Source organism: Endozoicomonas euniceicola (assembly GCF_025562755.1).
Lineage (GTDB): Bacteria > Pseudomonadota > Gammaproteobacteria > Pseudomonadales > Endozoicomonadaceae > Endozoicomonas_A > Endozoicomonas_A euniceicola.
The window spans coordinates 586,396-600,496 of record NZ_CP103300.1 but is presented as its reverse complement, the minus strand read 5'-3'; the positions used below and the strand labels follow the sequence as shown (position 1 = coordinate 600,496).

The following is a 14,101-nucleotide window of genomic DNA, read 5'->3' as shown; positions in this document are numbered from 1 at the left end:
GTGCATCAATGATTACCGGTAGTCTCGTAGCGCTTGTCACCCCTATGACTGAAGATGGGGATATTGACTGGCAGCGTTTGCATGATCTCGTTGAGTTCCACATTCAGGAAGGAACCGATGGCATTGTGGCAGTTGGCACCACTGGTGAGTCTGCTACCCTCACTGTGCCTGAACATTGTGAAGTCATTAAACGGATAGTCGGGCAGGTTAATGGCCGTATTCCTGTTCTTGCCGGGACCGGTGGTAATTCCACCCAGGAAGCGATCCTGCTGACGGCAGAGGCGAAAAGCCTGGGTGCGGACGCCTGCCTGCTGGTGACTCCTTACTACAACAAGCCGACTCAGGAAGGTCTGTACCGACACTTCAAAGCCATTGCTGATGCTGTCGATATTCCCCAGATCCTCTACAATGTTCCGGGGCGTACTGCTGTGGACATGTTGCCGGAGACGGTTGCCCGTCTGGCCGGGCACCGAAATATAGCCGGTATCAAGGAAGCTACAGGCATTCTTGAGCGTGGCCGTCAGATCCGTGAGCTGTGTGGGGAGTCGTTTGCCATCTATTCCGGTGATGACGCAACCGGTATGGAGCTGATGTTGCAGGGAGCCAACGGTGTCATTTCAGTCACTAACAACGTTGTGCCGCGACAGATGCATGACCTGTGTATGGCAGCAATGGCTGGGGACCGTGAAACCGCTACCGCCATTAATAACCGGTTAAAAGCGCTGCATTGCAAGCTGTTTGTTGAATCCAACCCGATACCGGTTAAATGGCTGTTAAAGGAGCAGGGGCTGATTCAGGATGGCATTCGTCTGCCACTGACGCCACTGAGTGAGACGTTTCATTCTGAACTTCGTTCCGCCCTGAAGCAGGCGACGGAGCAGGCTGAGCTGGCATAAGCCGGACAGAATAAATTATTCAGCCAGCTTCTCGAAACAGGCTGAATGTATGGATAGATGATTAATGGAGACATTATGTTGCGCACAATGAGGTCGTGCTCAATGAAAACCTTGCCGGTGATGGCTGTGGCTTTGATGCTGGCAGGATGCGCAAATCCATTTGGCAAGGAAGGGTATTTCCGGGATAAGTCCGGTGACTATACTCAGGCTCGGGTCACCGAGCCCCTGCAATTGCCAGAGGATATAACCGATCCCCGCCCAATGGGTGACTCTCTGGTGATTCCTCCGATTACGGCAGAGCATAGTCACCTGGAACAACGATTTCAGGCTCCCCGTCCGGATCAGCGCCTGCAACATAGCAAAGGCGATACCTACAGCATTCAGCGTGATGGTCGTGACCAGTGGTTGCTGGCTGCCAAAAGTCCCAGCGAGATCTGGTCGCGTATCCTGAGTTTCCTGGAAGAGAATGACATTCCCGTGTTATCCAAAAATGCGAAACAGGGCTATCTGGAAACCGACTGGGTTGATCTGGGGCTGGATAAAGAACGTGGTTTTATTTATCGCACTGTCGGGCGCTGGGTCGGTGTTGAAGACGCTGACCCAGTGGAGGATCGTTTCCGTATTGAGGTCAGGCAGGGCGTAACCGCAGGCACCACTGAAGTTCATCTGCAACACAAAGGCCGTCTGAAAGCTGCCGAAGGAGACGAGCCGACACCTGAACCAGCAGACTGGAATAACATGGAGCAGCGCAGCCAGCGTTTGGACAATGGTACGCTGAGCGAGTTGATGTTGTTCCTGGTTCGGGACGATGAAGATAACAGTGTTTCTCTGCTAGCGCAGAATCTGGATTTAGGCGATCAGGTTGAGATTGTTGATATCAGCGGTAATCCGACCATGACCATTGAACGACTGTCGTTTGCTCGCGCCTGGGCTGCTATTGATCAGGCTCTGGTTAAGGCTGGTCTGGAAGTGACGGATAAAAACCGTTCTGGTGGCCTGTTCTATATTCTTGCCGATGAACAGGGCGATGTCGTCAAGGGAGAGCCTGAGAAGGAGCCGGGCTTTTTTGCCAGACTGTTTGGCAAAGGCAAGAAAGACGAGGAAGAGTCTACTCAGTCCACTTACCTGATTCGGGTTAGCGAATTAACAGGCGTTATTCAGGTAACGGTGGAAGAAAATATCAATGCGTTTGCCCCGGCTGAATTCAGTCAGAAGGTGCTGAACCTGATTAAAGAAAATATGAATTAACGGATAAATAAAGGCTGGTTTGACCAGCCTTTATCTGTTTTAACTACCAGAAACGAACCCTTGCTGTTTCTGCTTTGTCTGTGTTTATGTTTGTAAGTCGTATTGTCATCCGTTTGTTTTACCCACTGTACCTGACAGGCAAACAGGTTCCCGTGGTTGTGATGACAGGCAAGCAGAATTCAGATAATTGATCATCCACAACATTTAATTAAACAGGATATTAGCAATGAGTCTTGCTGATAAAGTATTGGCTGTTAACAACGATTTACCCATCCGCACCGAGTTGCCTGTTCATTCAGGTAAAGTTCGCTCTGTTTACTGGCTGACAGAAGAAGATAGTCGTCGTCTTATTAAAGAGCGAGGCTATGATGTTGCTCAAAACGCGCCGCTGGCTATTATGGTGATTTCCGACCGCCTCAGCGCCTTTGATTGCGTCTGGTCTGGTGAAGGTGGCATGAAGGGAGTGCCGGGTAAAGGCGCGGCACTGAATGCTATTTCCAATCACTGGTTCCGCCTGTTCCGTGAACGGGGGCTGGCAGACAGTCATATTCTGGATATTCCTCACCCCCTGGTGTGGATTGTGCAAAAAGCCCGCCCCGTCATGATAGAAGCAATCTGTCGTCAGTATATTACAGGCTCCATGTGGCGGGCCTACAGCAAAGGTGAGCGTGATTTCTGCGGTATCGAACTGCCTGAAGGTCTGGAAAAGAATCAGAAACTGCCGGAGCTGCTGATTACTCCCTCTACCAAAGGTGTTCTGGAAGGTATTCCCGGGGTTCCTGCGGTGGATGACGTCAACATAACCCGTAAAAACATTGAGGATAACTACGAAGCCTTCAGTTTCCGCAGCAGGGAAGATATTGACCGTTATGAAGTACTGTTGAAAGAGGGCTTTGGCGTTATCAGCGAGGCATTGTCCAAACTCGATCAGGTGTTTGTGGATACCAAATTTGAATTTGGTTATGTCACCGATGCGTCCGGGCAGGAAAAGCTGATTTACATGGATGAAGTGGGTACGCCTGACTCTTCACGCATCTGGGATGGACCCATGTATCGTCAGGGTAAAGTGGTTGAGAACTCCAAAGAAGGTTTCCGTCAGAAATTGCTGAAGCACTTTCCAGATGCCGATATTCTGCTGAACAAAGCTCGCATGGACGAGCGTCTGGCGCTGGCAAGTGATAATGAACTGCCTGAATCGCTGATGATGGAGGTGTCCAGAACCTATATCGACATCGCCGAGAAAATCACAGGTGAACGATTGCCGCTGTCTGATAATCCAAAAGCAGAGATTATTGAAGTGCTCAAAAGCGAGTACAGTCTGATTGATTGAGTCTTCCGGAAAGTCTGTTGAATGTTAATAACAAATAGTTATTAGCAGGATGGTGAAAAATGGCGGCCTGTTCCCGTCATTTTCCACCAGAAACGCCTGAGGCCGCATTGATTCCCCAAGTCTTATGCACAATTGTCAAGCCCTTGACGTTTAATTCAGGCAGTATTTGCAAGTGCTTGATTTTATGGGTATGTAATTTAAGTCATTGAAAAATATAAAAAAATAATTGATCAAAAAATGATCAATCTGGTCAATGCTCAGTGTTCATGGGTCTTTCTGGTCAGTATGATGACTTAATCCACAAAGTTATCCACAGAATTTGTGGGTAACGTTTGTTTTGCCTGAATTCTGTGTGAAATAACCTTCTTTCAGGGTGCCGTTTATTCTGACTTTGTATTAAAGTTTTCGCACATTTAACGACTAGGAGCTTTTATGAATGAGTCCAGTGCAGTAGGGAACATCATGGATGTCACCGAAAGCAACCTGCAGGAGGTGTTACAGCTTTCCACGGAAAAGCTGGTGCTGTTGTTCATTGGTATGGGCAGTGATGAGGCCAGTAACCAACAGTTGCGATTGGTAGAGCAGCTGGCCAACGGCTACGACGGTAAAATGGTGTTGGCCAAACTGGACGCTGAACGGCAGCAGATGGTTGCCCAGCAACTGATTAGCCAGTTGCGTGCCAATGCCATTCCGGTTCATGCCTTTCTGCATGAAGGGCGTCCGGTGCAGGTTCTGAATGGCCCTCAGACCGAGCAGGCGCTGCGTGGAGTGATTGACCCATTAACCATGAGTCCGGCAGAGCAGATTAAATTGCAGGTAGATGCCCTGATTGAAGCAGGCATGATTGAGCAGGCGCTGGAGCTGTTGCAGAAAATCCTGCAGGAAGAACCGGACAATCATGGTTTGCAGGTACTCCAGGTGAATTTGTTGCTGGAGCTTGGGCGGATGGACGACGCTCGTCAGTTATTAGCTGCGTTGCCTGCTGATGCGCCGGGTATTGCCCAGCCGAAAGCCAAGCTGGCTTTCTATGAGATGGTGGCTGAGGCCCCTCAGCGTGATGCGCTGGAAGCCCGGCTGCAGGAAGACGAGAATGACCATGAGGCACGCTATCAGCTGGCTATACGATTGGTGATTGCAGATGACATTGAATCGGCGCTGGACAACCTGCTGGTGATTGTTCGTCGTGATCGCGCTTTCCGTGAAGACGGCGCACGACTTTTAATGCTGAAAGTGTTTGAACAGCTGGGGGCGGGCAACGCTGTTGCCAAACGCTACCGGGGCAAGTTGTTTGGCCTGATGCATTAAAGGGGTATAGCCGGGCAGTTTGCCTGCCCGGTTTACTGCACTATTGCTCCGACTCACCACCTAGCGCTTCAATCAGGTCTTTAATCAGCTGTCGCAACGACAGGCTCATCACCGAAAAGTCTGCATCAAACTGCTCGGCAGCGGTTTCTGCATTAATGGCATCCAGTTTTTCTTCAATAACTTCCGTGAACTTCAGTTTCCGGATAATCATATCGTCACCCAGAACAAAGGTTTGTGCATCGTCCCAGTTTAAGGCCAGCTTGCTGACCTGCATGCCAGCGTCGAGATGGGCCAGTATTTCGTCGGTAATCAGTTCCTGCTTCTTTATGCTGATCTGCCCGCCTTCATCGCCTGGTTCCCGTAATTCACAATCGAAGCCGAGTGACAGCGGGGCGGGGACCGATGGGTTCTGTTGCAGCCACTGGGTCATAATGGCGGAAGGGGCATTTTTCAGGGCAGGGTTAATGATGGGCAGGCTGCCAACGCACTCTCGCAGGCAGCTGGTCAGTTCTTCTGCCTTTTTAAAGGAGGAGGCGTCAACAACCATCCAGCCTGTCTCTGCATCGATATAGGCAAAGGTGTTCTGACTTTTGGTAAAAGCCTTTGGCAGTAACTCCATAATGACATCGTCTTTCAGAGTCTTCTTTTCTTTGCTGAATACCTGCCGGTCCTGCTCCTGTTCAATCGTTTCAATACGTTCATTTAAAACGTCATTAATAACACTGGCAGGAAGAATCTTTTCTTCTTTGCGTGCGCACACCATAACAAAGCCGTTGGCTGCGTGGGTCAGCATGTCGCCATGGCGACCCAGGGGGGGAACCCAGCCATAAGTACTCATGTCCTGACTGCCGCAGCTGCGAAAGCGTTTTTCACTCAGCTTTTCTTCCAGTTCTTCGGCGCTCAGTTCGAACGGCTTGCTGAAACGATAAATAATCAGGTTCTTAAACCACATGATGCATTCCATCCTTTAATACTGGGGCAACATATTAACAGAGTGGGGCTTTTCCGCCTGTCTTTGTTATTTCGGTGACAGGGAAAATGATCGCCATGTTTCTGATACTTATAAAAAAAATGTCTATAGAGTGTTGCGTAACGAACGTTTGGCTGCTTATAATGCGCCGCGTCGTTGAGAGAGACGCTTTTGTGAAACACGACGCACAGGGTGATTAGCTCAGCTGGGAGAGCATCTGCCTTACAAGCAGAGGGTCGGCGGTTCGATCCCGTCATCACCCACCACTCTTTAAAGTATTAGAGAGATATACAGACTTTTATTTTGATTAAGCATCTGTATAGTGTGTCGCAAATGATGTGTCGCAGAGTTCAGTGGACCGGTAGTTCAGTTGGTTAGAATGCCGGCCTGTCACGCCGGAGGTCGCGGGTTCGAGTCCCGTCCGGTCCGCCATTTACTCTTGCCTCATTTATTCGTTTGCAAATAAATGAATTGCAAAACGAATTTTTAGCAGTAATATGCTGCTGCGTTAACTACGCACTTGAACGACGAGTGTCTTGCGATAAAATCGCATTTCATCAGGGTGATTAGCTCAGCTGGGAGAGCATCTGCCTTACAAGCAGAGGGTCGGCGGTTCGATCCCGTCATCACCCACCAAACAGTGTAAAGAATATGCGGACCGGTAGTTCAGTTGGTTAGAATGCCGGCCTGTCACGCCGGAGGTCGCGGGTTCGAGTCCCGTCCGGTCCGCCATCTCAGTTGCAGCACGACAGGCGCTGTAACGACTTGTTAAAGACTCTTTATAGACTCTTTATAGCGAACAAGGGTGATTAGCTCAGCTGGGAGAGCATCTGCCTTACAAGCAGAGGGTCGGCGGTTCGATCCCGTCATCACCCACCAAACAGTGTAAAGAATATGCGGACCGGTAGTTCAGTTGGTTAGAATGCCGGCCTGTCACGCCGGAGGTCGCGGGTTCGAGTCCCGTCCGGTCCGCCATCTCAGTTGCAGCACGACAGGCGCTGTAACGACTTGTTAAAGACTCTTTATAGACTCTTTATAGCGAACAAGGGTGATTAGCTCAGCTGGGAGAGCATCTGCCTTACAAGCAGAGGGTCGGCGGTTCGATCCCGTCATCACCCACCAAACAGTGTAAAGAATATGCGGACCGGTAGTTCAGTTGGTTAGAATGCCGGCCTGTCACGCCGGAGGTCGCGGGTTCGAGTCCCGTCCGGTCCGCCATTATTTTTCTGTATAGAGTTACTCTCGAACAGAGAATACGTTATGACACGACAGGCGTCGTAACGACTTGTTAGAACAAGGGTGATTAGCTCAGCTGGGAGAGCATCTGCCTTACAAGCAGAGGGTCGGCGGTTCGATCCCGTCATCACCCACCAAACAATGTAAAGAATATGCGGACCGGTAGTTCAGTTGGTTAGAATGCCGGCCTGTCACGCCGGAGGTCGCGGGTTCGAGTCCCGTCCGGTCCGCCATTATTTTTCTGTATAGAGTTACTCTCGAACAGAGAATACGTTATGACACGACAGGCGTCGTAACGACTTGTTAGAACAAGGGTGATTAGCTCAGCTGGGAGAGCATCTGCCTTACAAGCAGAGGGTCGGCGGTTCGATCCCGTCATCACCCACCAAACAGTGTAAAGAATATGCGGACCGGTAGTTCAGTTGGTTAGAATGCCGGCCTGTCACGCCGGAGGTCGCGGGTTCGAGTCCCGTCCGGTCCGCCATTATTCCTGAAACCCGAAGTCTCAAGGCTTCGGGTTTTTTTGTTTATCTGGCGGTTGGAAAGTGCTCTTTGCTAAGAAGCTGGCTTATACGAAATAGACAACAGTTCTTTAATGCACCTCTCACACCGTCACCCCCGTCCCCAGCTTCGCGGGGATGACGAGTTCAGATCCCCTTAATCTTCCGCTGATTTTAAGGGTTCAAACAGAACATTCAGATCCTCGGCGGTAATGGACTGCTTTTTCTTGCGACTGGCTTCTCCATAGAGTGACGCGGCAATACTTTTCTTTTTCTCCTTGAGTTCCTGAATTTTTTCTTCCACGGTGCCTTCTGTGACGAGTTTGTAGACAAAAACGGGTTTGTCCTGACCGATCCGGTGTGACCGGTCACTGGCCTGATCTTCTACGGCTGGATTCCACCAGGGGTCGTAGTGGATGACGGTGTCGGCGGCAGTCAGGTTTAAGCCTGTGCCACCGGCTTTCAGGCTGATAAGGAAGACCGGAATGTCACCTTCCTGAAACGCCTTGATGGGGCGGTTTCGATCTCTGGTCTGACCGGTTAATTTCACCCACTCAATATTCGCAGCTTTCAGTCGTGCTTCTATCAGTCTGAGCATCGTGGTGAACTGGGAAAAGATCAGGATTTTCCTGCCTTCTTCAACAATGGGAGTGACCAGGCTCATTAACAGGTCGAGCTTGGCGGATTCCGGTACTTTTTTGGCTTGTTCCAGTTTGACCAGTGACGGGTCGCAACAGGCCTGTCGCATTTTCAGCAGGGCGTCAAGAATGACAATCTGGGAACGGGCCAGTCCTTTTTTTTCAATTTCGTCTTTGACTCTGGATTCCATGCTGGCACGAATGGTTTCGTATAAATCCCGTTGTTTACCATCCAGCTCCGTGGTGCGGATGATTTCTGTTTTGGGTGGCAGTTCTTTCGCCACCAGGTCTTTGTTTCGGCGCAGCATAAACGGTGCTACCCGTTTTTGTAGCTTTTTGGATTGTTTTTTGTTGTTGTGCTTTTCAATCGGTGTGCGGTAGAAACGGGTGAACTGGTCCCTGGCACCCAGGAAACCGGGCATAAGAAAGTCGTATAAAGACCACAGTTCACCAAGATGGTTTTCCATGGGTGTGCCGGTGATGCACAGTTTATGAGCGGCGTTCAGGCAGCGAACGGCCTGGGCGCTTTTTGCGTTGGGGTTTTTCACTGCCTGGGCTTCATCCAGTGCGAGCAGGTGAAAGTTAGTTTGACTGAGTTGTTCAAAGTCTCGCTGAATCACACCATAGCTGGTCAGAACCAGGTCGGCGTTGTTAATGATGTTGCTGTCCCGCTGTGCACCGTGATGAACGTGAACCTTTAATTCCGGGGTGAAGCGATGGGCTTCGTTCTTCCAGTTATGCAGCAGGCTGGTGGGGCAAACCACGAGGCTTGGGGGCAGTTTGTTGCCCAGTCGTTGTTTTTCCAGTTGCAGGTGGGACAGGGTCTGAATGGTTTTGCCCAGTCCCATGTCGTCGGCCAGTATCCCGTTCAAACCGTATTCACGGAGGAATTGCAGCCAGGAGAGACCATCCTGCTGGTAAGGTCTCAGCTCGGCCTGAAGAGCTTTGGGGGCTGCCACTTTCTTCATCCGTTTGAAGCGTTTTAACTTACGGGCCAGTTCCAGCAGTTTATTACCGCCAGCCCAGGGTAGACCCAGTTTGTCGTGCAGTTCCTGCCAGATATCGGCATGATGATTTTGCAGACGATACTCTTCGAGCGGGCGGTCACCATAAAGCTCCAGCAGGGTTCCGACAATCAGCTGCAGGCGTTCAGCGGGCAGGTTAATAAACCGCCCTCCGGGGAGAGCCACTGGAACCATGGCGTCTTTAGGCATTTTTCGGAGTTCGTCCGGAGAAGGTAACCGGTGAAGTTGTCGGGCCAGCAGGGGCAGCAGGTCTATGGATTTACCGTCAATACTGATACCCAGCTTCAGGGTAAACCAGTCCATCTGGGACTCGTCGAGTTCTGCGTACCAGTCATCATCAGAAATGGGTTCAAACTGGAATGGGAAACTGTCGTCCGTTTCCACCGTCCAGCCATTATCTTCCAGTTCGGGGACAACGCGGGAGATAAACTGCAACCAGCCTTGCTGGTAGCGATCGGCAGGTGGCTCGATGATTAAATCATACTCTCTGAGCCCCGCAGGATGTTCAGGGCCAGCTGGAACGAGGTAGGGCATCAGCTCCCGGGCGTATTGCATTTCCTGTTGGGTTTGTCGTGGAACAATCACTTCGTCGTTATCGGGCAGGGTGACGGAGTCGGACGGGCTTTCGAATTCGATACGATGTTCATCGTAAGCGAATAACAGGTTGGCACGCGCGACTTCACTGTCGGGCTTGAGGGGGTGGCTGCTCAGGTTAAGAACAGGCTTAGGTGCAATAAACTGTGTTTTGATTTTCCTGGGGAGCTGTACGGATTTGCTGAAAGAAATACTGGCGTCGTCGTTAAACAGGCTGGAGAGAGCATTCTGGGTTTCGTTGATGCCGTCACTGTCCAGTGGTGGTGCCTGTAACAGGGTTTGCAGCACTTCACCATCCGGTAGTTGAGTCAGTTCCCCGCACTTGGCAATGCTTTCACTGACTCTCAGGTAATGGGGCGGTGTTGTGGGTATCAGGTTCAGCCGGTCATTACTCTGACTGAATAGCGCAGGCTGTTGCAATCCCTGCTCGTCAACCAGCCAGCGTAGTTCACCTTTGATCGGGTCGCCTTTACTGATCAGTTGTTTTGAATGCTCATCGAATGTACAGCGACCGGTAGCAATAATCTTCCGCAATAACTCTGCACCCTGGGATTCGCGAATCTGCATTCTGTTGCCATAAGGCGTCAGCTCGTTGTGGACATACGCCATTTTGATAATATGTTTGTCCTGATCGTTTACACTGGCGGGCCAGTTGTAGTTCTGAATGCCTGACTGCGCACCGTAGAACGATGTGAACTTGCCCAGGCCACCTTTTTTAAGGTACCGGGAGAGGTGCATACTGACGGATGTGTTGCCATCCCTGTCAAAGTTCAGAATGTAGACAAGACAGCCCGGCTGTTTTTTGGTGGCTGTTTTGGCTTTAGTGCTTGTGCTGGTGACCTTGTTAAGGTTTTTGAGCCACTGGGCTCTTTGTTTTTTTAGCCTGGCTTTTTCCGGGTCGGAAATGCCTGATGCCGGTTTGATTTCTGATGAAGGCTCTATCCAGCCCATGTCTTCAAGAGAAACTCCCAGGCGCTCCATTGAACTGATGATTTCTTTGAGTGCTTCTGCTCTTGGTGAATCTTCGTGGTTTAAAGCCGCTTTAATGGCACTCAACTCATTGTGCAGGTTATCTTCAAAATCTGAAAAGCTTTCAACGGTGCCTTCAATGACATCACCGGAATATCCGTCAATCAGGGCGTTGATAGTGTCTGCACCGTACTTTTTCTCGGCACCGAGTAGCACTGCACAAACGTGCTTGCAGTTGTATTCCATAGGGCAGGAGCAGTACCCTCCGATCAGTTCTTCTTCAGGAGCATCTGGCCAGATGGTGATATTTACTGTGTAGCGGTGAGCACCTGAGCCAAGAACCTCACCTTTTAAATAATATTTGCTTTTGTCAAGCTCCATACCCAGTACATGGCAGGACTGGAAGTATTTTTTTCCTCTGCCATAGGCTTTGGCGCCAAAAATTTGATTGAAGTCGATATTGAGTTCAGACATGAATATTGGTCGGGAATTTGAAAAGGTGAATTTTAGCTGTTTGTAGTCTTTTATTGCTATCTATTTGTAGTTGTAGCGAGACACTTTCTGTTGGAGATGAAAGGAAGCTGGATTATTACTACCGGTAATGCTGGTTACCGGTAACCGTTTCAGGCAGGCGAAAAGGTGATGTTCAGCTTGTGGCCGGTGGCCTCGGCGTATTTTTTTAACATGCCCAGACTGGGTAACGTTTTGCTGTTAGCGCTTTCAAGGCGACAGATACTGGTTTTTTGTGTGCCAATGGCCTGAGCAATGTCTTCCTGAGTCATTCCTGCTTCCTGACGCATACGAATCAGCTCACGGCGGAGAGTAAAAAACTCTGCTTTTTCGGCCATAATTGCCTGAACATCTTCACGCTCAAGTGCTTTTTTGCGAAACGCTTTATAGCTTAAGTTTGCCATTTTGAACCTCCTTTAATCGCTGGTATCCGAGCTCTAATTCTTTTTTAGGTGTTTTCTGAGTTTTTTCTGGCAAACATGCAAGATCACAATGCGCTTTGACTCCTGTACTTTGGCTTCCGTTTTAAAATCAGTACTTTAGTTCATTATTTTACCGCAGGGTGCACTAGTGGTTCGAGTGCTTTCATCTGCCAGATACTCGGAACGACTAAAGGACTTTTTTAATCTAAATCCAAAACAAGCGCCAGATTTTCAGAAACCGCCAGCTCAGCGGCTACCGAAGCGACAGCCAAATCTTGTAAGCCAACGCCTGTACCGTCGAATAAGGTAATATCTTCGTCGTTTGTGCGTCCGGGTCTGGCGTTATTGATCACATCGCCAATCGGTACGATATCAGTCTCCTTGATTATTCCGCCGGCCATTGCGTGCTGTGCTTCACCCAGGGTAATCGATTGAACGACTTCATCGGTAAACACTTTTGCCCTGGCAAATAACCTGGGATCGACCTCCTGTTTACCTGGGGTGTCCGTTCCCATACAGGCAATGTGTGTACCGGGTTTCACCCAGTCGCTGTCAAGCAGTGCTTCAAAGGCAGAAGTAATGGTGATAATCACGTCAGACTGGGCACATAACGCTTTGCGGTTCACTGCTTCGAAAGGTACGGACAACGCCTCACACACAGCTGCCAGCACAGGAAGTGACTCCGGGTGAAGGTTCCAGGCAACGACTTTTTCGAAGTTGCGTTGTTCCAGTGCAGCTCTTAGTTGAAAAGTGGACTGATGACCGGCTCCCACCATGCCCAGCACTTTGGAGTCTTTACGGGCTAAATGGGCAATGGATACTGCCGATGACGCAGCGGTTCGCAGGGCCGTCAGATAGTTACCACCGACAAGGGACTTCAGCCTGCCGGTGTCCGGGTCAAATAACACGATCGTTGACTGATGGTTGGTTAAATTCAGTCGGGTATTGCCTGGCCAGTAGCCGCCTGACTTCAGGCCTAATACCTTGCCTTCCCGGTCAAAACCAGATTTAAAGCCATAGATCGCATCAGCATGACCAATGGCTTCGCGTACTACCGGGAAATTACAGGCGTCTTTTTTAGCCATGGCAGCGAACACGTTTTCGATAGCGGTAAAGGCATCCTGACGCCCCATTACTTGCTCGCAGACAGATTCAGATACAATAGTGACAGCGTTAGTGACAGCGTTGCCCTGGTGGGAAACAGGCATGAGGTTTCTCCTGAAACTCTAATCTATTTTTTTGGAAGCCCTGTGAGTCAGGGAAAGCCTCCCCGACAGTGTCGGGGAGAGGGAGGGTTAAAAAATCAGTAACCTTTGCCCCGGGCCGAGACTGGCCAAAGGGTTTCTACGACGCCGTTTCGAACCCCCACATAATAGTCGTGGACATTGCAGGTGGGATCACAGTGGCCTGGCACAAGCTTCAGTTTGTCATTCACTTTTAATACGCCTTCCGGGTCTGAAATAATGCCGTGCTCATCAGAGCACTTGATATACTCCACATCATCACGACCAAAGACATAGGGCAGGCCACTGTCTACGGACTGCGCTTTCAGTCCGGCATCGCAAATCGCTTTATCTGCCTTGGTATGGCTCATGACTGAGGTCAGTATGAACAGTGAGTTTTCAAACTCGGAAATCTTTTCGCCTTTCTCATCATGGATGCGCTGATAGTCAGCGTCCATAAAGGCGTAAGAGCCACACTGCAACTCGTTGAATACGCCTGAATTCCCTTCAAAATAGTAAGAGCCAGTACCGCCACCGCCAACAATATCGCATTCCAGCCCTTCAGCTTTTAGTCGTTCAATGGTTCGGGCGACCATACCAACGGCAATGTCGATTTTTTCTTTGCGCTCGTTATAACTTTCAAGGTGTTGCATGGCGCCCTGGTAAGCCTGAATGCCTGAGAAGGTTAAACCGGGGGTAGCGTCAATGGCTTTGGCAATGTCTACAACGGGTTGCCCTTCGCTGACACCGCACCGACCTGCGCCACAATCAATTTCAACCAGGCACTCCAGTTGAGTGTCGTATTTATTAACGGCGGCGGCCAGCTGGGAGATATTGTCAATATCATCCACACAAACGATTGTGCGGGCACCCAATTTTGGTAAGCGTGCTAAACGATCAATCCTGGCCGGGTCCCGCACCTGGTTGGAGACCAGAATGTCTTTTATACCACCACGGGCGAATACTTCGGCTTCTGAGACTTTCTGGCAACAGACACCGCAGCTGTCCCCCAGTTGTTTCTGCAATAGCGCGATATCAACCGATTTATGCATTTTCCCATGCACCCGATGGCGGACTCCCATCTTTTTAGCGAACTGCCCCATGGTGGTGATATTGCGTTCCAGTGCATCCAGATCCAGCACCAGGCAGGGGGTCTGGATATCGGCTTCAGCCATGCCGGGGAGTGCCGGAACATCGTAGCCTACTTCCAGATCGTTTGTTGTTGTCATAGTTCC

At 50.1% G+C, this 14,101-nt stretch carries 9 protein-coding genes and 12 tRNA genes; 16 read left to right on the top strand and 5 right to left on the bottom strand.

All coding sequences use genetic code 11. The features are described from left to right. Positions 1–8 precede the first annotated feature (8 nt). From dapA to NX720_RS02245, 4 genes are all read left to right on the top strand, one after another. Positions 9–896: a 4-hydroxy-tetrahydrodipicolinate synthase gene (gene dapA, locus NX720_RS02260; RefSeq protein ID WP_262599111.1), complete on the top strand. Its 888-nt coding sequence runs from the start codon at positions 9–11 to the stop codon at positions 894–896. Between the two features lie 102 nt (positions 897–998). Beyond that, a complete protein-coding gene (gene bamC, locus NX720_RS02255) occupies positions 999–2,144 on the top strand; it encodes an outer membrane protein assembly factor BamC (protein WP_262599109.1) in 1,146 nt (381 codons plus the stop codon). Positions 2,145–2,370: 226 nt separating this feature from the next. After that, entirely contained in the window at positions 2,371–3,474 is a 1,104-nt protein-coding gene (locus NX720_RS02250; RefSeq protein WP_262599108.1) for a phosphoribosylaminoimidazolesuccinocarboxamide synthase, read from the top strand. 432 nt (positions 3,475–3,906) lie between these two features. After that, the gene (locus NX720_RS02245; RefSeq protein ID WP_262599106.1) at positions 3,907–4,779 is read left to right on the top strand and encodes a tetratricopeptide repeat protein; all 873 of its coding nucleotides are present in this window, start codon (positions 3,907–3,909) and stop codon (positions 4,777–4,779) included. 40 nt (positions 4,780–4,819) lie between these two features. On the opposite strand, the gene rdgC is transcribed toward NX720_RS02245, so the two are convergent. Then, positions 4,820–5,731 carry a recombination-associated protein RdgC gene (gene rdgC / locus NX720_RS02240; RefSeq protein WP_262599105.1) on the bottom strand — a complete coding sequence of 304 codons (912 nt, stop codon included), beginning with the start codon at positions 5,729–5,731 and terminating at the stop codon, positions 4,820–4,822. Positions 5,732–5,939: 208 nt separating this feature from the next. On the opposite strand from rdgC, the gene NX720_RS02235 reads away from it, so the two are divergent. The 12 genes from NX720_RS02235 (at position 5,940) to NX720_RS02180 (ending at position 7,469) form a co-directional block, all read left to right on the top strand. Next, positions 5,940–6,015 (top strand) — tRNA-Val (locus tag NX720_RS02235). A gap of 89 nt (positions 6,016–6,104) precedes the next feature. Continuing rightward, positions 6,105–6,181: transfer RNA gene (locus tag NX720_RS02230), tRNA-Asp, on the top strand. A 128-nt stretch (positions 6,182–6,309) separates the two neighbouring features. Next, positions 6,310–6,385, top strand: a tRNA-Val gene (locus NX720_RS02225). Positions 6,386–6,404: 19 nt separating this feature from the next. Continuing rightward, positions 6,405–6,481 (top strand) — tRNA-Asp (locus tag NX720_RS02220). 71 nt (positions 6,482–6,552) lie between these two features. Next, positions 6,553–6,628 (top strand) — tRNA-Val (locus NX720_RS02215). Positions 6,629–6,647: 19 nt separating this feature from the next. Next, a tRNA-Asp gene (locus NX720_RS02210) sits at positions 6,648–6,724 on the top strand. 71 nt (positions 6,725–6,795) lie between these two features. After that, positions 6,796–6,871: transfer RNA gene (locus tag NX720_RS02205), tRNA-Val, on the top strand. Positions 6,872–6,890: 19 nt separating this feature from the next. Continuing rightward, positions 6,891–6,967: transfer RNA gene (locus NX720_RS02200), tRNA-Asp, on the top strand. Between the two features lie 79 nt (positions 6,968–7,046). After that, positions 7,047–7,122: transfer RNA gene (locus NX720_RS02195), tRNA-Val, on the top strand. A gap of 19 nt (positions 7,123–7,141) precedes the next feature. Continuing rightward, positions 7,142–7,218: transfer RNA gene (locus NX720_RS02190), tRNA-Asp, on the top strand. A gap of 79 nt (positions 7,219–7,297) precedes the next feature. After that, a tRNA-Val gene (locus tag NX720_RS02185) sits at positions 7,298–7,373 on the top strand. Positions 7,374–7,392: 19 nt separating this feature from the next. Beyond that, a tRNA-Asp gene (locus tag NX720_RS02180) sits at positions 7,393–7,469 on the top strand. 173 nt (positions 7,470–7,642) lie between these two features. Here the strand turns inward: NX720_RS02180 and NX720_RS02175 are convergent. The 4 genes from NX720_RS02175 to bhcC all read right to left on the bottom strand — a co-directional run bounded on the left by NX720_RS02175 (position 7,643) and on the right by bhcC (position 14,095). Continuing rightward, complete coding sequence (locus tag NX720_RS02175) at positions 7,643–11,185, bottom strand: DEAD/DEAH box helicase (protein ID WP_262599104.1); 3,543 nt, start codon at positions 11,183–11,185, stop codon at positions 7,643–7,645. Positions 11,186–11,334: 149 nt separating this feature from the next. After that, positions 11,335–11,625 (bottom strand): helix-turn-helix domain-containing protein, encoded by a 291-nt coding sequence (locus tag NX720_RS02170; protein ID WP_262599103.1) that lies wholly within the window; start codon positions 11,623–11,625, stop codon positions 11,335–11,337. Positions 11,626–11,843: 218 nt separating this feature from the next. Continuing rightward, positions 11,844–12,851, bottom strand: coding sequence for an iminosuccinate reductase BhcD (gene bhcD / locus NX720_RS02165; protein WP_262599101.1), 1,008 nt, complete (start codon positions 12,849–12,851; stop codon positions 11,844–11,846). Between the two features lie 95 nt (positions 12,852–12,946). Continuing rightward, positions 12,947–14,095, bottom strand: a complete 1,149-nt coding sequence (gene bhcC / locus NX720_RS02160) for a 3-hydroxy-D-aspartate aldolase BhcC (RefSeq protein WP_262599100.1) — start codon at positions 14,093–14,095, stop codon at positions 12,947–12,949. Positions 14,096–14,101 lie beyond the last annotated feature (6 nt).

Coding starts and splice junctions, on each gene's coding strand:
- bhcC (WP_262599100.1), bottom strand. CDS start 14,095: ATGACAACAACAAACGATCTGGAAGTAGGCTACGATGTTCCGGCACTC.
- NX720_RS02175 (WP_262599104.1), bottom strand. CDS start 11,185: ATGTCTGAACTCAATATCGACTTCAATCAAATTTTTGGCGCCAAAGCC.
- NX720_RS02250 (WP_262599108.1), top strand. CDS start 2,371: ATGAGTCTTGCTGATAAAGTATTGGCTGTTAACAACGATTTACCCATC.
- rdgC (WP_262599105.1), bottom strand. CDS start 5,731: ATGTGGTTTAAGAACCTGATTATTTATCGTTTCAGCAAGCCGTTCGAA.
- bhcD (WP_262599101.1), bottom strand. CDS start 12,851: ATGCCTGTTTCCCACCAGGGCAACGCTGTCACTAACGCTGTCACTATT.
- dapA (WP_262599111.1), top strand. CDS start 9: ATGATTACCGGTAGTCTCGTAGCGCTTGTCACCCCTATGACTGAAGAT.
- bamC (WP_262599109.1), top strand. CDS start 999: ATGAAAACCTTGCCGGTGATGGCTGTGGCTTTGATGCTGGCAGGATGC.
- NX720_RS02245 (WP_262599106.1), top strand. CDS start 3,907: ATGAATGAGTCCAGTGCAGTAGGGAACATCATGGATGTCACCGAAAGC.
- NX720_RS02170 (WP_262599103.1), bottom strand. CDS start 11,625: ATGGCAAACTTAAGCTATAAAGCGTTTCGCAAAAAAGCACTTGAGCGT.